The following is a 22,918-nucleotide window of genomic DNA, read 5'->3' as shown; positions in this document are numbered from 1 at the left end:
TCAAAATGAATCTTCTCGATATATTAGCTCATTTACCCACTATAGAAACTGAAAGGCTCCTGCTCAGGAAAATCACTTTAAACGATGCTAGCGATATGTTTGAGTATGCTTGCAACCCGGAAGTATCAGAATACACAATGTGGTCAACTCACACATCGATAGAAGATACTAAATACTTTCTAAAATCCATTACTAAAATGTACAAAAGACGAGAGCTGGTAGATTGGGGAATCGTCCACAAAGCCGAGAAAAAATTTATCGGCACTTGCGGATTTGTGGAATGGAGCATGACGCACAGCCGCGCGGAAATTGGCTACGCACTCTCTAGGAGCTATTGGGGCGAAGGATACATGAGCGAGGCTGTTAATGCAGTTATTGAATTCGGCTTTCGGGAGATGTTGCTGAATCGAATTATGGCTCGATGTGAAGTTAACAATATTGCTTCCGCTAGGGTGATGGAAAAAGTGGGGATGCAATTGGAAGGGGTATTGCGCCAGCACCTATTTGTGAAATACAGATATTGGGATCTAAAACTTTATTCGATTCTCAGGGAAGAGTTTTTTAGCGATCGAGCAGAATAGCGCTGCCAGCAAGCGGTACAATGATTGTGCACGTCAGGGTTGACATTTATGCAAAAAACATACTTAAATATTTCCAGATTGCTGATTGCTGGCTGTTACCTGTTCTCTATGAGCAGGTTTGCTATAAGTGCGATCGCCCAACCGCTCACACCGAGAGCCACAGTCCCCGCCCAAACAACTCCCACCGCCAAAACTGTTACCGAACAATTAGTAGGACATTGGCATTTGCAATACGTATTCCAGAGTCCGGTAACACTAATTTTTACACAAGAAGGCAAGTTATTTCTACTCCCTTTATCAGTTCCTTTTGTATCTCTAACTGAACCGATAACAGTCTATGAATTTACATACAAAATTAACCAGACTTCGCAGCCGATGGAAATGGATATAACTGATAGTGAAGGCCAAACTTTGCAGACAATTTTTGAATTTACTCCCAACGGTCAAATGCTTGTAGAGTCAAGGGGTATAGAGTCAGGAGAAGCCAGACCAACTACTTTTACCAAAAGTGCATTTCTTCTCGAAAAAGTTTCCACAGCTACAACTTTGCCTCAAAACACAAGAATAGAAACATTAGAAACATTTAATCCGTTTGAACCAGATACTCCGCCACAAGTACAAGTATATGAAAGCGGGCAATATATTCGCCAAGCGAATACGGCTCAACAAGCTTTCTATGCCGAATATAACAAATTTTCTTCAACATTTGAGGAACTCGGTATCGGAATGAAGTTAGACGAAGAAAATTACCGCTATCAATTTGTATCTCAAAGTAATTTTACGGCAGATGTAATTATGACGGTACAAGCTAAGAAACCTGAATTAAAAAGTTACACAAGTGCCGTTTTTTTAGTCAATTATAAAGACTACGATATCCAAGCTACCGTTGCAATTAGTTGCGCAACAAATGAACCCTCTACTGTACCTCCAATACCACTTCTTCCTAAAAATAAGGCTCCAGACAATTTTGAATGCCCAACAGGTTCCTATTTGATAACACGGTGAAACTTTGATGATTGCAGCACATACTAATTCTACAGACTGTTTAATTTCTCCCGCGATTCCTCTCGCACTCATAGAGGGAAAGGCTAATATGGCCACGCCCTTAAAACTAGGAGTTTTAGCCTCTGGTAGCGGCAGCAACTTCGAGGTAATTGCCCAAGCCATCCAAAACCAACAACTCAACGCTAAAATCCCAGTATTAATTTACAACAACCCCGAAGCCAAAGCCGCCGCCAGAGCCGAAAAATACGGCATTCCCTCGATTCTGCTCAATCACCGCGACTGCAAAAGCCGCGAAGAATTAGATACAAAAATTGTCAAAACTTTTCAAGAATATGATGTAGAATGGGTAGTGATGGCGGGTTGGATGCGAATTGTTACCAAAGTTTTGCTTGATGCTTTTGCCGATCGCGTTATTAACATTCACCCCAGCTTACTGCCGAGTTTTCCAGGAATTCGCGCTGTCGAGCAAGCACTAGCTGCCAAGGTTAAAATCACCGGATGTACGGTGCATATCGCCCGTTTAGAAGTAGACAGCGGGCCGATTTTAATGCAGGCTGCAGTGCCAGTATTGCCTGATGATACCGCAGAAACGTTGCACGCTCGAATTCAGGTGCAAGAGCACAAGATTATGCTCGGTGCGATCGCACTTATTGCCGAATCTAATCGAAAATATTGTGACTAAAAACCTTACCAGTGCTGCATCTTCCCCGGAATTGTCTGTCAGCGAATCACCCGAAATAGACCTGCCGCTGACAGACTCCAATCGCCTGAAATTAATTCTCAAAGAAAGGCTCAAAAAGAGCATTGGCCTCAAGGGAGAATTCTATCTGCCTTGCTTGCCATCAATGCTAGACGACTATCTTAAATTACTCTCAGACTTCTTAAACATTCTCGGACAAAACATCGACGCTGCCCAAGCCGAAAACTTACGGACATTAATCGGCAACGCCTTAGCAGAAGGATTCAAAAATTCCCCCCACGCTAATCTCATAGTCTCATATTTTCCCGCCAATTCCCAAACCGGTTTAGCCGGCGGCATTACTCTGAATACCAAGATTCAAGTCGAATCGATGGCGCAGAAATATCATAGCTGGCCGGATATTCGCCCCGAACCTTTATTCGGCAGCCATCCCGATGCCAAAGTCACCGCCATTGCCGCCGAATTAGGCGAACCGGGAAAAACACCTATTTTAGATGTCGGTGCGGGCCCAGGGCGCAATAGTTTGCCTTTAGCAAGGTTAGGTCATTCCGTGGATGCGATCGAACTAACACCGATATTTGCCGAGAAACTATCAGCCGCAGCCACCGCCGAAAACTTGCCGATAAATGTCACCCAAGGCGACGTTTTAGATCCATTATTGAGGATGAAAACTTATCGGTACAAATTAGCCATTGCTACCGAAGTTCTCTCTCATTTCCGCTACCCCGAACAAATTCGTCTTTTTCTGGGCAAAATGTCAGATGCTGTTTTAAGCGGCGGGTTTATCTTATTCAGTGCTTTTTTAGCTGTAGATGGGTACAAACCAGACGAGATGGCAAAACAAATGTCTGAATTGTGTTGGTCTTATCTGATTACCAGACAAGAATTGCAAGCAGCAATAGAGGGTTTGCCGTTAGAAATTATTTCTGATGAATCTGTTATTGAATACGAACAGAAACATTTGCCTGATTCTGCGTGGCCCCCGACACCTTGGTTTGTCAGTTGGGCTAGCGGGCGCGATTTATTTTCTGTGCAACAAACACCGCCGTTAGAGTTGCGGTGGATACTTGTTAAACGCTTGTAGCTAAAATAGTAGGGTGCGTCAGGATGTAGTTTCTCAATAATTGATAAAATAATGCACTCTGACGCACGTAGGACAATTTTTAACGGTTAAAAATCCAATTCTAAACCTCGGATGCCCGCAATTGTCCGCAGGCTGCATCTGCTTCTAAGCCGCGAGAATACCGCACGCTAACTGCAATTTTCTTTTCCTTCAAAGTCGCAACGAAACTGTTAATTCGATTGGGAGTCGGTCGCTTATATTCAGCTTCCTGAATCGGATTGTAAGGAATCAAATTGACGTGACACTGAAAACCGCGCAACTGAGTTGCTAACTCGGCTGCGTGTTCCGGTAAGTCATTCACACCTGCTAAAAGCACGTATTCAAAACTCAATCTGCGCCCCGTCGATCGCACATATTCCCGACATTCTGCGATTAACTCACCCAAAGGATAAGGGCGGGCGCTAGGAATCAACTCTTCGCGCAATCTTTGATTGGAAGCGTGGAGGCTGACGGCGAGGGTAACTTGCAGTTGATGTTCAGCTAGTTGGCTGATGCGATTGCGAATCCCGACTGTGGAAATGGTGATATTTCGCTGTCCAATTCCTACGTCTTGATTCAAACACTTGACAGCAGCTACAACATTATCGAAATTCAGCAAGGGTTCGCCCATTCCCATAAATACGATGTGGCTGACTCGGCGGCCGAAATCTTGCTGTACTGTCAAGACTTGATCGACGATTTCGTGTTTTTCTAAATTGCGCTTGAAACCGCCTTTTCCGGTAGCGCAAAAGTCGCAGCCCATCGCGCAGCCAACTTGGGCTGAGACGCAGACAGTCAGCCGTTTATCGGTGGGAATGCCGACTGTTTCAATGATTTGACCGTCTGCCAATTTTAAGAGATACTTTACCGTGGCGTCTGGTGCGACCGATCGATAGTGAATGGTCGATCGCCCGATCGGGATTTTAGCAACAGTCTCGCGCCACTGTTTCGAGAATACAGAAATGTCAGAGATCGATCGCGCACCTCTCTCGTAAATCCATTGGTACAACTGCTTTCCGCGATAAGCAGGTTGCCCGTTTTGCTGCACCCACTCCGTTAACTCAGCCAAACTCGCCCCCAACAGAGGCGGAATTTTATGCGACTCAACAGCCAAAGCAGCAGTCTTGCGAGACTGATTCGCACCCTTGGAATTACCAGAAGAGTACACTTGAGAAACGGAAGTAGGAGACATAGGTCATCAGAAAATTTAAAGCCACCTTCTATATTAAAACTTCTCGACCCAAGCGGCAGTTAATCGTCAAAAAGGAGAAGTCTCGATCCCCCTAAATCCCCCTTAATCAGGCGAACTTTGAGAATAATCCGGTTCCCCCCTTAAAAAAGGGGGTTAGGGGGGCTCTTATTGTGGACTCACAAAGAAAACTCCAGACAGAAATCTGCACAATCAAGAATCCAGTTAATTTTTGGTACAATTCCCCAAATATTGCGTGTAAATGACCACAGCCCCCTAAAATAAACTCTGGAGTTTGTTAAATGGTATGCAAATTTGACAGCTTTCCATCACAATTAATGCAACTTTTATGGTGCTAAATATTCTTGCGTTGCCCTTAGCGTTTCAATTTACATCGCCGGGCCCAATTATCTTTCAACTTGGCCCCGTAGCCATTCGCTGGTACGGGCTGTTAATAGCTTCTGCCGTCTTGATTGGGGTCAGTCTGTCCCAATATTTGGCCGAAAAGCGCCGCGTCAACCCGGAATTATTGGGTGATTTGGCAATTTGGCTGGTTATCGGTGCTATTCCCTGTGCTCGAATTTATTACGTGGCTTTTGAGTGGCAGCAATACGCCCAGAGGCCTGAAGATATTATTGCAATTTGGAAAGGCGGAATTGCCATTCACGGGGCGATTTTGGGTGGAATGATCGCAGCTTTAATTTTTGCGAAAATCCAGCGAGTTTCTTTTTGGCAATTGGCAGATTTAATCGCACCTTCGGCAATTCTGGGTCAGGCGATCGGACGTTGGGGAAATTTCTTTAACTCGGAAGCTTTTGGCAGTCCTACGGATTTGCCCTGGAAACTTTATATTCCCCCCAGCAGCCGCCCGCCCGCCTACGCTAATTTTGAATACTTCCACCCCACATTTCTCTACGAATCTCTCTGGAATTTGACAGTATTTGGGTTGCTTCTGACTTTGTTTTTCCGAGATTTGCAGGGCAAAATTCGCTTGAAAATTGGTGCTTTATTTTTGGTTTATATCGCAGCTTACAGTTCCGGTCGAGTCTGGATTGAAGGGTTGCGGACTGATAGTTTGATGTTCGGGCCGCTGCGGACGGCACAGATGGTAAGCTTGACTGGGATTGTTTTAGGGTTGGGCGGGTTAGCTTGGCTGTATTTGCTCGATCGACCTTTACCCGATGTTGTCTCCCCCAATAGCGATCGGGGAAAGATCACTCAGAAATCCCCAGAGGATCAATAAAAAACCCCAGAGAGGTTAGTCTCTAGGGTTCAAAACCAGGGTGCATCTACCATCTCTTACTTCCAACCAAAATAGGTACATCCGGAAGCGTTCGTAAATTTAGCAAATTTTTTAGCAGCCATGAGTTTGACAGAGATTGAATCCCTAATTCCAGGGGTATACATTGTAGGTGCAGGCCCGGGAGACCCGGATTTGTTGACTGTTAAGGCTCAAAAATTACTGGCTGCGGCCGATGTCATATTATTTGCTGACTCGCTAGTCCCAGAGCAAATTTTGCAGGGGGTGCGCGCAGATGCTGAAGTTATTCAAACTGCGGATAAGACCCTCGAAGAGATTGTACCTTTGATGGTGGAACGAGTGCAGGCCGGAAAAAGCGTCGTCCGCCTCCATTCCGGCGATCCTTGTCTCTACGGGGCTGTCGGGGAACAAATGCAAGCTTTGGCTTCCGAGGGAATTGCTTTTGAGGTAATTCCGGGAATTAGCGCTTTCCAACTTGCCGCGGCTAAACTTAAAATTGAGTTGACAGTTCCGGGAGTTGTGCAGACAATTATTTTGACGCGAATTAGTGGCAGAACCGAAGTACCGGAACGCGAAGAATTGGCGAGTTTAGCGGCTCATCAAGCGAGTTTGTGCCTGTATTTGAGTGCTCGCCATGTGGAAAAAGCTCAAGCTAAATTGATGGAACATTACCCATCGGATTTGCCTGTAGCGATTTGTTATCGGTTGGGCTGGCCCGATGAAAAAATTGTGCTGGTTTCCCTTGACAAAATGGCGGTTGCTACCCGTGAAAATAATTTGATCAGAACGACAATGTATGTGATTAGTCCGGCATTGGGAAAATCAGCAGCAGGGCGATCGCGCTTGTACAATCCAGAGCACGATCGGCTTTTCCGACAATCGAAGGAAGTTCGGCAACGGATTTTGTAACGGATGTAACGGATGTCAGGAAAAAGAAAGAAGGAAGAAGGAAGAAGGAAGAAGGAGCAATTATGAAATAACCAATTACCAATTACCAATTACCAATTCCCAATTGCCCAATCTAAAATCTAAAATCTAAAATCGCCATGACTGATTTAACTCGCAGACAATTTATCACTGTCACCGCATTAAGCGCCGGATTTGCCTTAGCAGTTCATCCTCTTGCGGCTGCCGTTATCAATACGGATGCTGCTGGTTTAGTTGCAGGTGAGGTAAAAATTCCTGTAAAAGACGGCTCAATTCCAGCATACAGAGCCATGCCAGCCAGCGGCAGCAATTTTCCAGTAATTTTAGTAATTCAAGAAATCTTCGGAGTTCACGCCCACCTTCAAGATATTTGCCGCCGTTTGGCAAAATTAGGTTATTTAGCGATCGCCCCAGAAATGTTTTCCCGTCAAGGTGATGTTTCTAAACTCACCGAGGTTCAAGAAATTATTAGTAAAGTTGTCTCGAAAGTTCCTGACGCTCAAGTTATGTCTGATTTAGATGCTACCGTAGAGTGGGCACAAAAGTCAGGAAAAGGCAATACTAATAAGTTGGGAATTACAGGATTTTGCTGGGGTGGCAGAATTGTTTGGCTGTACTCTTCTCACAACCCGAAAGTCAAAGCGGGAGTTGCTTGGTACGGGCGTGTGGTTGGCAATTCTACGGATTTAACTCCCAAACAGCCGATCGACATTGCAGCAACTTTGAAAGTGCCTGTATTGGGGCTTTACGGTGGCAAAGACGAGTCAATTCCCAACGATACAGTCGAGAAAATGCGGGAAGTTCTCAAAACTGGTAGCAGCGGTTCGGAAATTGTACTTTATCCAGATGCGCCGCACGCTTTTAACGCCGACTATCGCCCCAGTTACCGGAAAAAAGAAGCTGAGGAGGGTTGGAAACGGATGCAAGATTGGTTTAAAAAGTATGGAGTTTCATCATAGTTGTGAGTTGTTAATTTTGACTTAAAACTGGTGTCAAGTTTGGGATCTAAAAAGGCAATATTAGCGAATAGCCCTTAAGACAGGTGGGTTTGCGATCCCGATATTGGTAAACTGGGCGGTGTAGAATTATCGATCGAACAGGTAAGCCCGTGCTAGACGAACAAGCTAAAAAGACCATATTGCGGAAAATCCCTCACGGATTGTACATCTGCGGTGTCAAAGACGGGGAGGAAGTCAACGGTTTCACCGCTAGCTGGGTGATGCAATCTTCCTTTACCCCTCCCTTAGTTGTCAACTGCGTTAAGCAAGACTCCAAATCCCACGGCATGATCAAAGCCAGCGGTGTCTTTGCTTTGAGTTTCCTAGAAGCAGGGCAAAAAGAGTTAGCCCAGAAATTCTTCAAGCAGCAGCGCCGCGTTGGCAATAAATTTGAAGATGTAGAATTTTATCCGGGCGCGGAAACTGGTTGTCCGATTATCTCGGATTCTCTGGGTTACATCGAGTGCAAAGTTGTCGGTTCTGTGGAACACGGGGATCACACAGTTTATGTGGGAGAAGTTTTGGCAGCCGGCGTCCACCGAGAAGGCAATCCGTTGCTGCTAGAAAGCACCGGTTGGAATTACGGCGGCTAAAGACTTGGCAGTTGGCAACTGGCAGTTGTCAGTTGTCAGTTGTCGGTTGTTAAGGGAGGCGAGTTAAAATTAATAAAAAATCGGCGACAATTTGGTCGGCATTTTCTTCTGTCAAAATTGGTACGTGTACGAAAATACATTTGGTGCTAAGTTGAGAATCTGCAAGGTGTTTTAAAACTGCATAATAGAGGGCTTCGCATACAAATTTTCCGGCTTCGTGACTGATTTCTGTTGCAGCTAAATCAGCGACTAGCGGTTCGAGATTAACTGCTGTTTTCAGAATGTCGCGATCGCAGCAAGCGCAAGATTCTATAGTTAATTTTTGCCTGCTTTCGGCCATGCCGCAGCAGATAATAGTGTCGGGTTGGAGTTGGTTGATTTTGGCGATCACTAAATTAGGTGCTAGCTGAAAATCTACTGGCAGTTTCCTCAAAAAAGTCAGGGAATCAGGGAAAGATTTGATTTGGGAAATCTTGGCTAATAAGTCGTCCGAAGAGTTGGATTGCTGATGGGGAAGCCAAGTATCAAATGAGGTTAGCAGGATTTTCGCCGTCATATTTGTGCAATAATACTGATATTGATAATATAAGGCAAGTAAGTCAATGTCTGTCATTGCAGTAGTAGACTATGACATGGGCAATCTGCACTCAGTCTGTAAAGGCTTGGAAAATGTGGGTGCAGTGCCACAAATTACAGATTCTCCTGCTATAATCGAGCAGGCTGATGCGGTGGTTTTGCCGGGAGTTGGTTCGTTTGACCCGGCAATGCAGAATTTACGATCGCGCAATTTGATAGAACCGATAAAAAGGGCGATCGCATCGGGAAAACCTTTTTTAGGCATTTGTTTGGGTTTGCAAATTCTGTTTGAAAGTTCCGAAGAAGGCGTAGAACCGGGATTGGGCGTTATTGCCGGAAAAGTGCGCCGATTTCGCTCGGAACCTGGTTTGACAATTCCGCACATGGGATGGAATCAATTGCAATTTACTCAGCCGGGTTTGCCGCTGTGGCAAAATTTACCGTCTGATCCTTGGGTTTATTTCGTGCATTCTTATTATGTCGATCCAGTTGATTTGGAAGTGCGATCGGCAATTGTGACTCACGGTAGTCAAAACGTGACGGCGGCTATAGCTAAAGACAATCTGATGGCCGTGCAATTTCACCCGGAAAAGTCTTCGAGTACGGGATTGCAAATGCTGTCAAATTTTGTCAGTCGGGTGAGGGAAAAAGTACCTGCTTAGGTGGCATGAGTCTTGAAAAACCCGGTAGATTGCCGAAACCGGGTTTGACATTTTTAAAAGTCTTCTTCCTTCTTCTTTGTTCTTCCTTCTTCCTGACATCTGTTAAATCCGTTACATCCGTTACATCCGTTACAGAATCCGTTGCCGAACTTCCTTCTTCCTAAATGAGTTTAAGAATCTGTGGCAATCGCCAAATAAAAACCCTGCCGGGACTCGCAACTCGCCCTACACCTTCGCGAGTCAGAGAAGCTTTATTTAATATTTGGCAAGGGACGATCGCAGATTGCAGATGGCTTGACATTTGTACCGGCAGCGGTTCGATGGGTGCAGAAGCTTTGTGTCGGCAAGCCGCGAGTGTCACTGGGATCGAACAGTCGGCGAAAGCTTGTGCGATTATCCGCGAAAACTGGGATCAAGTAGCAGACTCGTCCCAAACATTCCAAATACTGCGGGGAAACGCGACGGCGAAATTGGCGGCACTAGCGGGGCAGCAGTTCGATCGCATTTACTTCGATCCGCCCTACGCCAGCGACTTGTACGAACCTGTGTTAAACGCGCTCGCCAGCCAAGAAATGCTAGCACTCCTCGGCGAAATCGCGATCGAACACAGCCCGGAGCGATCGGCACCAGCGATTTCCGGCCTAGAAATTTGCCGCCAGAAAGTATACGGCAATACAGCATTAACCTTCTACACACGCAGTGCCTGACAGGCTCAAACAGCAGCAGCATCATTCCTCGACGCAGAAAGAAACCGGGTTTTATGGCGTTGGCGCGCCCGGGACTAAAAGTTTTTCCCTTGGGTACAATACAAATTTTTCCGATGAAGTTAAGCTTTGTGCGTAGGTTGTCAAAGCAAGTTGCTTCAGCAATTGACGAAATAAATGGAGTTTACGCTGAAAATAAAGACTTTCAGTTGTAACATGAACCCAAAGTGTGAGTGTGAATATTCCTAAAGGAGTGAATATGGTTCAGACACCTTCGCGCCCTCGTGGCAGCGAGTTTCCGGCTGCTAACTCGGTACAGCCAGTCAAACGCGATACGATTCTGCTGGGAGATAGCCTCCCCCTGCCCAATACGAAACTCTTCGGCACAGACGGCATTCGCGGGAAAGTTGGAGAATTGCTGAATGCACCCCTAGCCCTGCAAGTCGGCTTCTGGGCTGGACAAGTTCTACGCCAAAATACCTCCAACCAGGGGCCTGTGATTTTGGGGCAAGACAGCAGGAATTCCAGCGATATGCTGGCAATGGCACTGTCAGCGGGTTTGACAGCCGCCGGTTTGGAAGTGTGGAATTTGGGATTGTGTCCCACTCCCTGCGTTGCTTATCTGGCAAGCGTTTCGGAGTCGGTCGGCGGAGTGATGATTTCGGCTTCTCACAATCCCCCAGAAGACAACGGCATTAAGTTTTTCGACTCAAACGGCTCGAAGCTGTCGCAGCAGTTGCAGGAACAAATCGAAGCGGGAATCCGAGGGGCAAAGGTTCCGGTTGCTAGCTTGGCTTGGGGACACCACTACCATCGCTCTGAGTTGGTTAAAGATTATGCCACTTCGCTCTGTGATTCGCTGCAACAGATGAATTTGGAGGGAATGCGGATAGTTTTGGATTTGGCTTGGGGGGCGGCCGCGGGTTTGGGGCCGGCGGTGTTCGCGCAAATGGGGGCGGATGTGATCTGTTTGCACGACTCTCCTGATGGATCTCGTATTAATGTTAACTGTGGTTCTACTCATCTCGACAGTTTGCAAGCGGCTGTTTTGGAACACAATGCCGATTTGGGATTTGCTTTTGACGGCGATGCCGATCGAGTTTTGTGTGTTGACAACCAAGGTCGAACGATTGACGGCGATTACATTCTTTATCTGTGGGGCCGGCAGTTGCGCGACTCCGAACAGTTACCATCCAATTTAATTATTTCTACTGTAATGGCTAACCTCGGCTTCGAGCGAGCTTGGGAAGAATTGGGCGGCAAACTAACTAGAACCAACGTCGGAGATCAGTACGTTCACGCTGAAATGCAGCGCACTGGTGCGATGTTGGGGGGCGAACAGTCGGGACACATTCTTTGTCCGCATTATGGTGTCAGCGGCGACGGTTTGCTGACAGCTTTGCATTTGGCTTCGCTGGTGCGCCAGTCCGGGCAATCTTTGGCACAATTGGTAAGTGGCAGTTTCCAAACTTATCCGCAGTTGTTGCGAAATATTCGGGTGGAGGATCGCGAAAAACGCCTGAAATGGCAGGAGTGCGAGGCAATGCAAAAGGCGATCGAACGTGCTACAACCGCAATGGGCGAACAGGGACGGGTTTTAGTTCGCGCTTCTGGCACTGAACCCCTAATCCGAGTTATGGTGGAAGCTGCCAGCGCCGAATTGGCTAATTTCTGGACGGAAAATTTAGTTTTAGCCGTTCAGCAACACATAGCTATCTGATGAAAATGGGGAATTAATCTGAAGGAAGAAGCAAGAAGCCAGAAGGAATAAGGAAAAAGGAATAATAAAGAAGCATCTAGAGAAATATCGCGGATATTAAAACCCATTTCTCATTCTTTATTCCCTCCTGCTTATTCCCTCTGTCCTAAATAACTAAATCCTTCTTTCTTCATTTCCCCATTTCTGATTGTATGAACACCCAATCAATTCAAAATGGGCGGCTGCATCGCATTTCGTTAATTTTTTTAATTGTCCTCATATTAATAACGGGGATATGGTTTCGCTTTACTAATCTGGATCGCAAAGTCTACTCGTTCGACGAATCTATCACCTCGCTGCGAATTTCTGGCTACACCTGGACGGAAATGGTGCAGCAAGATTTTCAAGGCAAAACAATTAGCGTCGCAGATTTGCAGCGGAAATACCAGCAGATAAGTCCCGAAAAAACTTGGTGGGATACTGTTAAAGGTTTAGCTACAGAAGAACCTCAACTGTCGCCAATGTATTTTATTTTAGCCAGGTTTTGGGTGCAGTTGTTAGACCCGCAAGTGGCGACTGTCAGAAGTCTTTCAGCTTTGATTAGTTTGTTAGTTTTTCCCAGCATTTATTGGCTGTGCTGGGAATTATTTCGCTCTGCGTCTGTGGGATGGGTGGCTGTTACAATCGTTGCTGTTTCCCCCTTTCACGTCTTGTACGCGCAAGAGGCAAGACCCTACATGATGTTTGCAGTCCTGGTTTTGCTGTCGAATGCAATTCTGCTGCGGGCTATCACCCTACAAAATTCTCCGATCACATCTAAATTGAGCAAGGCTGTTTGGTCTATTTATGCGATCGCCCTGACTTTAGGACTCTATTCTAGTTTATTATTTTTTTTAGTAGTATGCGCCCACGGCATCTATGTAATTATTAAGGATAATTGGCGTTTTGGCAAAACATTAATTGCTTATTTACTAGCTTCAGCGGCAGCAATAATTATTTTTGCGCCTTGGATTTGGATATTACTTGATAATTCGGAAGAAATTAAGTCAACAGTAGGCTTTCCCCGCTTTTTCATGCCTTTGATATCTTCACTTCAACCTTTAATTCTCATCACCTGCCGAATGTTTATCGACACGCATTGGGAAGGTGGCATCATCAAATCTGGTTCTATAAATATGACTACAGATTTAATCCGAGTGATTGTAGTAGCCGTATTGCTGTTAGCGATCACACATTCAATATACTCGCTCTGCCGCTCAACTCCTAAACGAGTTTGGCTGTTTGTCTTGACAGCGATCGGAATTACAGCGATAGTATTGATAGCAGTGCGAGGCGTTGCCGATCGCTATCTGGTTCCCTATATTTTAGCAATCCAGATAGCTGTTGCCTACCTATTCACCGCTAAAATTAAAGTCGCTACCAATCCCCGCCAACAAAAGCTATGGCAGTTCGGTTTAATAGCGCTAATATCGAGTGGAATAGTTTCTTGTGCCGTCAGCTCACAGTCCCAACTGTGGTGGAACAAATATCCTTCTAGCACTAAATACAATCCGCAAGTAGCGGCGATTGTAAATCAAGCGAAAAAACCTTTAGTAATCACTCACGGAGGCAACAACATCACAGGAAAAATACTGTCTGTCAGCTATCTGCTGAAGCCGGAAGTACAGCTTTTGCTGGCAGTTAAACCCGAACAAGTCAAAATTCCTGACGGTTTTAGCGATGTATTTCTCTACCGAGCTACAGAAGCATTAAAATTTGAACTAGAAAAAGTGCAAAAATATAAAATTACATCAATTTACAAACCAGGCGATGGCTGGCTTTGGCGTGTAGAGAAATAAGCAAAGTGGCAACTGCAAATGATGATTTCTGTTGTGATACCTACCTACAACCGTGAACAACCTCTGCGAGAGACATTGGCTGATGCGATTCGGCAAAATTACCCGAATTTTGAAGTGCTGGTAATTGATCAAACTCGCACCCACGAATCGGAAACTCAAGTTTATTTAGAGAAATTGGCAAATGCGGGCCAAATTCGCTGGTTTCGGGTAGATTGGGCGAGTTTGCCGGCGGCTCGAAATTATGCAGTGCGACGCGCAGTTGGAGAGATTATTTTATTTATTGATGATGATGTACAATTGCCAGAGGGTTTTTTGGCTGCTCATGCTGACAACTATTTAGAAAAACCAGATGTGGGATGTGTGGCGGGCAGGGTTTTTGACAGAATGAAACTGGATAATTCTGGAGGCGATTTGGCGATTGAATATTTGCCCTCAGAAGCTATGGATGCGGGCATTGCCTGGTATTTTATCGATTTGGTGCATACAGTAAAACCGCAGCAGGTGCTCTCGGCTAGAGGCTGCAATATGTCATTTCGCAGGCAGGTTTTTGCCGAATGGGGGCTGAGGTTTGATGAGCGGTTTGCAGGGAGTGCGGTGCGGGAGGAGTCGGATTTTTGTTTGAGATTGCGATCGACGGGCATGAAAATTTGGTACGATCCCAAGGCGTGTTTAGTTCACTTGGGGGAAGAGAGCGGCGGGTGTCACGATGTCAGTACGCGATCGATCGAATATCAAGTAACATTTTATCACAACCATTTCCTCATGGGATTGAAAAATTTAACAGCTTTTCAATGCCTGCGATTTTTTGCCAAACTATTTGACTGCCACGTTTTGGGAAATCCACCTTGTTATAAAAGCCACTCGCCCATTAAAATTATAACTAGATTTTCTTTTTATATCCTGGGTTTTCTCAGTGCTATCAATACACTAATTCAATCTCTGTGGAATGATGGACAAAGTTATAGCCATCAAGATAAGATTAACGCTCAATAATTACCTATTCCCATTCGCCCTTCCCAATAAATGAGAATTCTCGTGGCTAGTCACACCTATATTGTGGACATTAATCGGGAAAAATTCAAGATATTAGCCAACCTAGAACCCGACATTGAAGTAACAGTTGTAGTGCCGCAGCGTTGGAAGCCTGGAGGCGTACAAAATAAAATTATAGAAACGCAATTTTATCAAAAAGGCTCATTTAAAGTAGTCCCCGTCTCCAACTTTAGTCAAAACAATCAAGGATTGCTAACTTTTGGTAAAGATTTAATTGAACTTTTGCAAAAAATTAAGCCCCAGATAATTCAAGTTGAACAAGGTTCAAAATCTCTCGCTTGTGCTCAATTAATTTTACTAAATAAACTGCTCAAACTCCAAGCAAAAAATATATTATTTACTTGGTGGAATCTGCCTTATCAATTGAATTGGCCTATTTCAGTCTTAGAAAATTACAATCTTCAGCACACCGACGGAATTATTGCAGGCAACTTAGATGGAGCTAAAATTTTGCGGCAGCGGGGCTATCAAGGTGCGGTAAAAGTAATGCCACAACTCGGAGTAGATGAAACTTTGTTTCGCCGCACTGGTAAAGACGCTGATTTATCGCGCAGGTTAGGAATTAAACCGACCGATTTTGTGGTAGGATTTGTAGGGCGATTTGTCGAAGAAAAAGGATTGTTGACTTTAGCGGAAGCCTTGGCAGGGTTAAAAAAAATCTCTTGGAAGTGGCTGTTAGTAGGACAAGGAAAATTGCGAGCGCACCTCGCCGAAAAATGTAGAGAATGGGGAATCAGCGACCGAATAATCTGGGTTGAAAGCGTTTCCCACGAAGAAATTCCCCCTTACATTAACTTAATGAACTGTTTGGTATTGCCTTCGCAAACTAGCTATAAATTCAAAACTTTGACCACGGTGGGCTGGAAAGAACAATTTGGTCACGTTTTAATTGAAGCGATGGCCTGTCACATTCCGGTGATTGGTTCCGACTGCGGGGAAATTCCCCACGTCATCGGCAATGCGGGGTTATTATTCCCAGAAGGAAATGCCGGGGTTTTGCGAGAGTGTTTGCAGAAATTGATGGAGCGGTGCGAGTTGGCTGCTGATTTGGGCGATCGGGGTTATCATAGAGCGATGAGCAATTATACAAATAAAGCTTTAGCTGAGCAGTTATTGGAATTCTACAAAGAATTATTGTAACTTTTAGCTATAATGCAAGTGTTAAATAAAAACTGTGGTAAATGTCTATTCCTCCCGATATACGCTCTTTGGTTAACGAACTCTACCAGGTACTAGACGATAGTGAGCGCCAAGCAACGCTGGGACTTTTTGCACTTAGAAGAGCCATGTCTCTTTTTCCCCAGAATGAAATACTGATGCAATACTTTTCTTCAATCACCAATTTTCAATTCAACGTAGCAGGTACTCGCTTACAAGCAGAACACATTGTGGGCAATGTATTGATGGCTGGTGTGCCCCATGAAGATGTTCAAAAAGCAGGAGATTATTTAGCAGCCTTGCTAAAGATGGCTCCTGAATCGAGAATTATGATTGACAAAGTAGTTGAGAGATTAGAAGCATTGCCATGAAACAATTACCAGATGAAACCCTACTGCTGGAAATCCTTGAAATTGTGAAAGCTGCGGAAGCAAAAGCCACTGAAATGTATGAATTTTCCAAGACAATGGCTCACAATACCCAAATTACAGCAACAAAGAGAGAGGAAGCTGAACAGCTAGACGGGAAGCCTTTTGCAGATAATTAAATTTGTAATGGGAGATGTTGGTATGTGGATTTAAATAACTATCCCTGATGCGGATTCTCCAAATTATCCCCTCAATTTCCTTGGTATACGGCGGGCCAAGTCAAATGGTACTCGGACTTTCTGCGGCCCTCGCAGCAAAAAACATTGATGTCACCATTATCACCACAGATTCTAACGGAGATATCGGTCAACTTCCCTTAGATGTTCCTCTAAATCAACCACTACAACAAAACGGTTATCAAATTATTTATTTCCGCTGTTATCCCTGGCGCAGATATAAATTTTCCCTCTCGTTATTGCAGTGGTTCAATGAAAATGCGCGACAATTTGACCTGGCTCACATTCACGCTCTTTTCTCACCAGTAACTACCCTCGCGGCTACTATTGCCAGAGGGCACAAGTTGCCATATATTATGCGTCCCTGCGGTATGCTTGACCCCGCCGATTTGCAGAAAAAAAAGCGCTTGAAACAGATTTATGCCACGCTTTTAGAACGCCCTAATTTAGCAGGGGCAGCCGCAATTCATTTCACAAGTAAAGAAGAGGCTAAAATCTCAGAAAGATTTGGTTTGGGCAGCACAGGCAAGATGCCTGTGCCACAGGATTTGGTGATTCCCTTGGGTGTGAGGGCAGATTTTTATTCTGATATATTGCCGGATTCTGAAATACCAATAATATTATTTATGTCGCGGATTGAACCAAAAAAAGGGTTAGAATTGCTAATTTCCGCACTGGAAACTATTTTGGCAGAAGGCATAAATTTTCATTTTGTTTTAGCAGGTTCCAATCCGCAAGATGCAGGTTATGAAACAAAAATTAAAGAAAAAATACAAAATTCAAGTTTAGGAAAGTCTACAACAATCACTGGCTTTGTTAGTGGTGATTCAAAAATTGCACTATTGAGAAAAGCCGACTTATTTGTGTTGCCTTCTTATTACGAAAACTTTGGCATTGCTGTAGCAGAAGCGATGGCCGCTGGTGTACCTGTCGCCATTTCCGATCGCATACATATTGCGGAAGACATACAGCAAGCAGAAGCTGGTTGGGTGGAACCTTTGGAAGTAGGGGCGATCGCCAATTCAATCAAATCAGCACTTCTGAATCCACAGGAACGTCAACGCCGGGGATTGAATGGCCAAGAATACGCAAGAAAGCATTATAACTGGGATGCGATCGCCCAGCAAACCATCGATGCTTACCAGCAGATTTTGTCATCTATAGCAGAAGGAAGAAGGAAAAAGCAATAAAATCAATCGTTTCAGCCATTAACAACGTCCTAACCGTCTTGGCGGTTGCTATATTGACTAATGTGACTGGGGTTTATCTTTTACTTCTTCTCCTGCTCCGAGTTCTTGTGCTGCTGCTATCAGAATGTACAGGCGAGATTTTTTCAACGCTGCTACTTTAGCTGCAATACTTATCAACAAAACTCTGCAATCCTGCCTGATATCCTGCTCCTACCGCCTGAAACCTCCACTCTCCATTCTTTCTATACAAGCGACCAAATTCTACAGCAGTCTCTCGCAAAAAATTCTCTTTTAATTCATAACTAACAAGTTCGTTTTCTGTATCCAAATTGTAAATCTTAATAAAAGCATTTTTTATATTGCTAAAATTTGCATTAATTTTTTCTGCTTCGTGAATAGTGACAACAAAAGTTATTTCCTCAATTTCAGGATTAACTCTTTTTAAGATAACACCGTAAATCGTTTTATTCTCTTGACTTCTGTTGTTTTTATTTCGAATCACTTGCAGTACCGAACTGTCACCGGATTGCAGATTATTGTAAAATATCAAATATTTATCGTTAGGTATTTTGCCGTCAGCACCTAGCATAAAGGCAGAGACATCAATCTCGTAGCTTTGTCCTGCCTCTGTCACCTGCCAACCGAGGGCGATCGCCATTTTTTTCAAACCGGGCGCTTCTTTAGATATATTAAATCTCTCACCCTTACTTAATTGCATTACCATCTGCTTATTTGTTAAACATCAAACTTTATAGCGTTCATGTTAATATTAACTGGGACAATAACTTTTCTTCTTTAAGAAAACTTAATATTTTCTCTCTAATAGCGGGTCTCATTAAAAATATGTGCTATTGCTCTCCGAATTTATTGAGATTTACTGAGAGAGAATTATGTAAGCAAAAACCGGGCTTTCTAAAAAACCCGGTTTCAACAAGTGAACTTAATCTGGCTCTAATTTTGAACATTTTCAGAACTAGGTGGTAGGGTAACAAAATTACCAAAAGCTCCCACCGTTTGATAGCTTTTTTTACCTAATTCAGTTGTGTAAATACTGACAACGCCTAAATTCTGACGCTGCGTTGTATTGTCGAGCAAGCTTTCGATCGTGTCGCGCTGCGAAGTCAGCAAATTCTTGCAACTGCCGATCAAAGTATCTGTAATGCCGCTCAAAGCTTTCGGAACGCGAGAATCTTTACACACAGTGCTTTCCAACTCGGTTTGTAGCACCCCGGAAGCATAAGTTAGGTATTTGTCTCTCCCAGGATTTGTAAATGCCATGCCGGCAGCTAGAAGAGTCAGCGCGATCGCGACTTTTCCCACATTGCCGAAAAAATTAGAAGTTGGCTTGTTAGTATTCATTGCGTTATCAATATTCATTTTTTTTAGCCCCGTTGATTTATAAGCTTCTCTTGATTTAAACTACACCTCCTCAGAAACAGATTTCCGAAAGGAGGGGACAGTTTTTAGATTGGAGGCCAGTTGCGAGTAAGTCTCTCACTGGTTTACCTTCCTTTTACGTTTCTCCCTCCCTCAAATCCGGTAAATCTTCAACAAAACATTTAGCTGGTTCCCAGGCACAGCCTGGGGACGAGGAATTTAAACTTAGTTTCGCTTTGATTTTTGCCTCTCGATCTCCCGCTGCAACTCTTCAATCTGACGGCGCAAAGCCTCCGTCTCGCTGTTAGGCGTTTGCGACTTCACATCAACCGCACCCTCAGCTACAGCCCGCTTGTAGTTCCCCAACTTAATTTGGCGGTATTCCTCGGAACTTGCCCAGTCTCGCAAATACCGCAGGCGTTCCACCGGGAAAGGGTGACTCAGCATCACGCCTTGGCCCCCGTTGTAAAGTAAAAATTTATACACTTGGTTGAGATTGTCTCGATCGAGCTCTTGATAATTGTCAGACTGGCGGATAAATTCTTGCAAACTGCATTGGTCAGCATATTTACTGCTAACTCCCGCAAGTTGCATCATCGTCTTCATCACACTGTTCAAGTCATCCGTCACCAACAAAGCCGCCCGATCCGCCGACAATTCAGCCTTGCGCCGCCACTCGTAAAAAGCGAAAATTAAACCGCTACCGACCATATTTCCCAAACCGAAAGTCATCTCGCCAATTGTCGATGCGACGCTCATCGCCCACATCGCCATTTGATTTAAAGTTGGATGACCGCATTTAATGTGTCCCAACTCGTGAGCCAAGACTACCCGCAGTTCCGCCTCGTCCAACAAGTCTAAAAGACCCGTGTTTAATACTACATAAGGCTGGTTTTTTCCCAGGGCATAGCTGTTAACTGAGGGATTCTGAGAAACAAACAAACCCGGTTCTGGAAAAACATCTAAAGCCTGGACGCACTCGCGAAATATATGATAAATGCTGGCATATTGGCGGGGCCCGACTTGAATGCTATTTCCCATTAGGTAAACGAATTGCGGTCGTTCGTAGACAAATTCTACAAATTTGCTGGCAATTAAGTCAAATCCAGGCACGCTTCGCAGCGCTTCCTCAGCTTGGCGATCGAGGGGATGCTGAAATGCTTCGCTAGAAATTCCCGTATAAGTAGGCATAGTTGTTGCAAAAGTTACATTTAAGATATCAGGATTGCCGATCGCTGCTGGTGCTAGCTGGCGCCTGACTTATCAATATTATCGCGGCAAATATTGAACTGTTGTGGAACAGCGCGGAAAGCCTGTTCAAATTAGCGTTAAAATTGTGATTCTGGTACAGGCGCGATCGACAAAAATCTTTCACAGTGCCTGTGTATCGCCTCACCCCAAAATTGGAACGTGCAAAAATGGCTATCCTGCAACTCGAAAACGGTACAACCTACACTCAACAAAGCGACATTGCGCGCGAACTCGCTTCCTTAAACATTCAACTCAACCGCTGGCCCGTGGGTGACAGCGCTGAAATTCAAAATTTGTTAGCTAAAGATGCTCTTGACGACAATCAAAAAGAGCAAGTGCTGCAAGCCCTCGACGGCTACTTTCAACAATTGTCGGAAACCGCAGGCTATCAGTCGCGAGACTTAATCGTACTGCACCCAGACATTCCCAACCTCGACACCATGCTGTCCAAATTCAACAAGTGCCACATCCACGCCGATGATGAAGTCCGCTATATCGTAGCAGGCGAGGGCATTTTCGGCTTCGTGCGGCCCGACGGCAGCCAAGTCGAACTCACAGTGCAGCCGGAAGAATTTATCAACGTGCCGGCGAATACAGAACATTGGTTTTATTTGACAGCAGCGCGGAAAATTAAAGCGGTGCGCTATTTTACCACGCAAGAAGGCTGGACGCCGGAGTATACCGATACGGAAATTCGATCGCGTTTAGCTGCTGTTTGAACAGTTGACAGTTGACAATTGACAGCAATCTTCAAATCATCTAAAAATCCTCAAATCCCGCATCAAATTTTGTGGTTTGAAGATTGCAATATGCTCAAAGCAACCGCCTCCGCCACCTTAATCCCATCAATCCCCGCCGACAGGATTCCACCCGCATATCCCGCACCTTCCCCAGCAGGATAAAGACCTTCTGTATTCAAACTCTGATAATCTTCCTTGCGTTTAATCCGAATTGGTGAAGAAGTGCGCGTTTCCACCCCAGTCAAAACCGCATCATCCATCGCAAATCCTTTAATCTGTTTGTCAAAAGCCGGAAGTGCTTCGCGGATAGCTGCGATCGCATAATCTGGCAAACTTTCGCTCAAATCAGTCATCACAACTCCCGGCGTATAAGACGGCTGCACAGCGCCCAGCGCCGTGGAAGGGCGATTCGCCAAAAAATCCCCCACAAGCTGCCCAGGGGCGTTGTAAGTGCCACCACCTAACTCAAATGCCCGTTCTTCTAAGCGACGCTGAAACTCAATTCCGGCTAAGGGATGACCGGGATAATCCTCCGGCGTGATACCCACCACAATCCCGCTGTTAGCATTCCGTTCATTGCGAGAATATTGACTCATCCCATTAGTAACAAGTCGCCCCGGTTCTGACGCAGCCGCCACTACCAAACCACCGGGACACATACAGAAACTATATACAGAACGACCGTTTTGGCAATGGTGAACCAGTTTGTAATCGGCGGCACCCAAAAGCTTATGGCCCGCCCGATCGCCAAAACGACAGCGATCGATAATAGTTTGGGGATGTTCCACCCGAAAACCAATGGAAAAAGGTTTAGGTTCGATGTAAACCCCGCGCGAAAACAACATTTCAAAAGTATCGCGGGCGCTGTGTCCCACTGCCAAAACTATATAATTACTAGCAATATATTCTCCACTGGCGAGGGTAAGTCCCTGCACTTTTCCATTTTCGATGTGGATATCTTCTACACGACTTTGAAACCGAATTTCTCCGCCTAATGCTTCAATTTGGGCGCGTAGACTTTGGACAATTCCCACCAGTTTGAACGTGCCAATATGCGGTTTATTAATATATAAAATTTCTGGTGAAGCTCCTGCATTCACAAGTTCCGTCAACACCTTCCGCCCATAATGTTGAGGATCTTTAACTTGGCTGTAGAGCTTGCCATCGGAAAAAGTACCCGCGCCACCTTCGCCAAACTGGGCGTTAGATTCTGGGTTGAATTCTGCTTTTTTCTTCCAAAATCCAAAGGTATCAACCGTGCGATCGCGCACTGCTTTTCCGCGTTCTAAAAGGATAGGGCGAAACCCCATTTGTGCCAGCATCAGACCTGCAAACATCCCGCACGGCCCTGTACCAATCACAATGGGGCGAACCGTCAAATTGCTGGGGGCTTTGGCTACATAGCGATAACTCGTGTCTGGTGTTACCATCACATGAGGATCTTTTTTGAAGCGTTGGAGAAGTTGCTTTTCCTGTGCCGTCTCTACATCCACAATATAGACAAGGAGGATTTCTGATTTTTTACGAGCATCGTAGCTGCGCTTGAAGATGGAATAGCTGAGCAATTCTTCGGGGGGAATTTGCAGCTTTTTGATAATGGCACTGGCGATCGCATCTTGAGGATGATCGAGGGGGAGTTTTATTTCGGTTATTCGTAACATATAGCGGAAGGAAGTTCGGCAACGGATTATATAACGGATGTAACGGATG

The 22,918-nt window shown here is 44.9% G+C and carries 24 protein-coding genes; 18 read left to right on the top strand and 6 right to left on the bottom strand.

The genetic code is table 11. The annotated features are described in order from the left end of the window. The first annotated feature begins 5 nt into the window (after positions 1–5). From QUA10_RS20595 to QUA10_RS20580, 4 genes are read left to right on the top strand one after another with little or no spacing between them, the layout of a single operon-like run. A complete protein-coding gene (locus tag QUA10_RS20595; protein WP_333084430.1) occupies positions 6–581 on the top strand; it encodes a GNAT family protein in 576 nt (191 codons plus the stop codon). A gap of 48 nt (positions 582–629) precedes the next feature. Then, complete coding sequence (locus tag QUA10_RS20590) at positions 630–1,586, top strand: type IV pilin-like G/H family protein (RefSeq protein ID WP_333084428.1); 957 nt, start codon at positions 630–632, stop codon at positions 1,584–1,586. A 7-nt stretch (positions 1,587–1,593) separates the two neighbouring features. Further along, the gene (purN, locus tag QUA10_RS20585; RefSeq protein WP_333084427.1) at positions 1,594–2,268 is read left to right on the top strand and encodes a phosphoribosylglycinamide formyltransferase; all 675 of its coding nucleotides are present in this window, start codon (positions 1,594–1,596) and stop codon (positions 2,266–2,268) included. Continuing rightward, positions 2,261–3,370 carry a class I SAM-dependent methyltransferase gene (locus QUA10_RS20580; RefSeq protein WP_333084425.1) on the top strand — a complete coding sequence of 370 codons (1,110 nt, stop codon included), beginning with the start codon at positions 2,261–2,263 and terminating at the stop codon, positions 3,368–3,370. Before purN ends, QUA10_RS20580 begins: the two co-directional genes overlap by 8 nt. A gap of 100 nt (positions 3,371–3,470) precedes the next feature. Here QUA10_RS20580 and rlmN read toward each other — a convergent pair whose 3' ends face one another. Next, positions 3,471–4,580, bottom strand: a complete 1,110-nt coding sequence (gene rlmN, locus QUA10_RS20575; RefSeq protein ID WP_333084424.1) for a 23S rRNA (adenine(2503)-C(2))-methyltransferase RlmN — start codon at positions 4,578–4,580, stop codon at positions 3,471–3,473. Between the two features lie 346 nt (positions 4,581–4,926). On the opposite strand from rlmN, the gene lgt reads away from it, so the two are divergent. The 4 genes from lgt to QUA10_RS20555 all read left to right on the top strand — a co-directional run bounded on the left by lgt (position 4,927) and on the right by QUA10_RS20555 (position 8,356). After that, the gene (lgt, locus tag QUA10_RS20570) at positions 4,927–5,820 is read left to right on the top strand and encodes a prolipoprotein diacylglyceryl transferase (protein WP_333084423.1); all 894 of its coding nucleotides are present in this window, start codon (positions 4,927–4,929) and stop codon (positions 5,818–5,820) included. 120 nt (positions 5,821–5,940) lie between these two features. Further along, positions 5,941–6,747 carry a precorrin-4 C(11)-methyltransferase gene (gene cobM / locus QUA10_RS20565; protein ID WP_333084422.1) on the top strand — a complete coding sequence of 269 codons (807 nt, stop codon included), beginning with the start codon at positions 5,941–5,943 and terminating at the stop codon, positions 6,745–6,747. Between the two features lie 137 nt (positions 6,748–6,884). Continuing rightward, positions 6,885–7,724 (top strand): dienelactone hydrolase family protein, encoded by an 840-nt coding sequence (locus tag QUA10_RS20560; protein ID WP_333084421.1) that lies wholly within the window; start codon positions 6,885–6,887, stop codon positions 7,722–7,724. A 149-nt stretch (positions 7,725–7,873) separates the two neighbouring features. Beyond that, the gene (locus QUA10_RS20555) at positions 7,874–8,356 is read left to right on the top strand and encodes a flavin reductase family protein (RefSeq protein WP_333084418.1); all 483 of its coding nucleotides are present in this window, start codon (positions 7,874–7,876) and stop codon (positions 8,354–8,356) included. Between the two features lie 49 nt (positions 8,357–8,405). On the opposite strand, the gene QUA10_RS20550 is transcribed toward QUA10_RS20555, so the two are convergent. Next, complete coding sequence (locus QUA10_RS20550; protein WP_445243598.1) at positions 8,406–8,969, bottom strand: pyroglutamyl-peptidase I family protein; 564 nt, start codon at positions 8,967–8,969, stop codon at positions 8,406–8,408. Here QUA10_RS20550 and hisH point away from each other — a divergent pair. From hisH to hpsP, 9 genes are all read left to right on the top strand, one after another. Further along, entirely contained in the window at positions 8,959–9,594 is a 636-nt protein-coding gene (gene hisH, locus QUA10_RS20545) for an imidazole glycerol phosphate synthase subunit HisH (protein WP_333084417.1), read from the top strand. The two genes, QUA10_RS20550 and hisH, sit on opposite strands and share 11 nt — an antisense overlap. A 164-nt stretch (positions 9,595–9,758) precedes the next feature. Continuing rightward, on the top strand, positions 9,759–10,301 hold the full coding sequence (gene rsmD, locus QUA10_RS20540) for a 16S rRNA (guanine(966)-N(2))-methyltransferase RsmD (protein WP_333084416.1): 543 nt from the start codon (positions 9,759–9,761) through the stop codon (positions 10,299–10,301). 256 nt (positions 10,302–10,557) lie between these two features. Continuing rightward, on the top strand, positions 10,558–12,018 hold the full coding sequence (gene glmM, locus QUA10_RS20535; RefSeq protein WP_333084441.1) for a phosphoglucosamine mutase: 1,461 nt from the start codon (positions 10,558–10,560) through the stop codon (positions 12,016–12,018). A 191-nt stretch (positions 12,019–12,209) separates the two neighbouring features. Continuing rightward, positions 12,210–13,835, top strand: coding sequence for a glycosyltransferase family 39 protein (locus tag QUA10_RS20530; RefSeq protein WP_333084415.1), 1,626 nt, complete (start codon positions 12,210–12,212; stop codon positions 13,833–13,835). 18 nt (positions 13,836–13,853) lie between these two features. After that, positions 13,854–14,828: a hormogonium polysaccharide biosynthesis glycosyltransferase HpsN gene (hpsN, locus tag QUA10_RS20525; protein ID WP_333084414.1), complete on the top strand. Its 975-nt coding sequence runs from the start codon at positions 13,854–13,856 to the stop codon at positions 14,826–14,828. Between the two features lie 30 nt (positions 14,829–14,858). Further along, a complete protein-coding gene (gene hpsO / locus QUA10_RS20520) occupies positions 14,859–16,028 on the top strand; it encodes a hormogonium polysaccharide biosynthesis glycosyltransferase HpsO (RefSeq protein ID WP_333084413.1) in 1,170 nt (389 codons plus the stop codon). 41 nt (positions 16,029–16,069) lie between these two features. Further along, a complete protein-coding gene (locus tag QUA10_RS20515; protein WP_333084412.1) occupies positions 16,070–16,417 on the top strand; it encodes a hypothetical protein in 348 nt (115 codons plus the stop codon). Continuing rightward, the gene (locus QUA10_RS20510) at positions 16,414–16,593 is read left to right on the top strand and encodes a hypothetical protein (protein WP_333084411.1); all 180 of its coding nucleotides are present in this window, start codon (positions 16,414–16,416) and stop codon (positions 16,591–16,593) included. The genes QUA10_RS20515 and QUA10_RS20510 overlap by 4 nt, the downstream gene beginning before the upstream one ends. Positions 16,594–16,640: 47 nt before the next feature. Further along, positions 16,641–17,840: a hormogonium polysaccharide biosynthesis glycosyltransferase HpsP gene (hpsP, locus tag QUA10_RS20505; RefSeq protein ID WP_333084410.1), complete on the top strand. Its 1,200-nt coding sequence runs from the start codon at positions 16,641–16,643 to the stop codon at positions 17,838–17,840. Between the two features lie 157 nt (positions 17,841–17,997). Here hpsP and QUA10_RS20500 read toward each other — a convergent pair whose 3' ends face one another. The 3 genes from QUA10_RS20500 to QUA10_RS20490 all read right to left on the bottom strand — a co-directional run bounded on the left by QUA10_RS20500 (position 17,998) and on the right by QUA10_RS20490 (position 20,408). Further along, positions 17,998–18,564: a TerD family protein gene (locus QUA10_RS20500; protein WP_333086356.1), complete on the bottom strand. Its 567-nt coding sequence runs from the start codon at positions 18,562–18,564 to the stop codon at positions 17,998–18,000. A gap of 227 nt (positions 18,565–18,791) precedes the next feature. Further along, on the bottom strand, positions 18,792–19,217 hold the full coding sequence (locus tag QUA10_RS20495; protein ID WP_333084408.1) for a DUF4359 domain-containing protein: 426 nt from the start codon (positions 19,215–19,217) through the stop codon (positions 18,792–18,794). A gap of 225 nt (positions 19,218–19,442) precedes the next feature. Beyond that, entirely contained in the window at positions 19,443–20,408 is a 966-nt protein-coding gene (locus QUA10_RS20490) for a M48 family metallopeptidase (protein WP_333084407.1), read from the bottom strand. A 227-nt stretch (positions 20,409–20,635) separates the two neighbouring features. Here QUA10_RS20490 and QUA10_RS20485 point away from each other — a divergent pair, with 227 nt between their 5' ends. Beyond that, the gene (locus QUA10_RS20485; RefSeq protein ID WP_333084406.1) at positions 20,636–21,187 is read left to right on the top strand and encodes an acireductone dioxygenase; all 552 of its coding nucleotides are present in this window, start codon (positions 20,636–20,638) and stop codon (positions 21,185–21,187) included. Between the two features lie 62 nt (positions 21,188–21,249). Here QUA10_RS20485 and QUA10_RS20480 read toward each other — a convergent pair whose 3' ends face one another. Next, positions 21,250–22,869: an NAD(P)/FAD-dependent oxidoreductase gene (locus QUA10_RS20480; protein WP_333084405.1), complete on the bottom strand. Its 1,620-nt coding sequence runs from the start codon at positions 22,867–22,869 to the stop codon at positions 21,250–21,252. Positions 22,870–22,918: the final 49 nt, after the last annotated feature.

Source organism: Microcoleus sp. Pol8_D6 (assembly GCF_036700965.1).
Classification (GTDB): Bacteria; Cyanobacteriota; Cyanobacteriia; order Cyanobacteriales; family Microcoleaceae; genus Microcoleus.
This window is presented reverse-complemented; position numbering and strand designations above follow the sequence as displayed.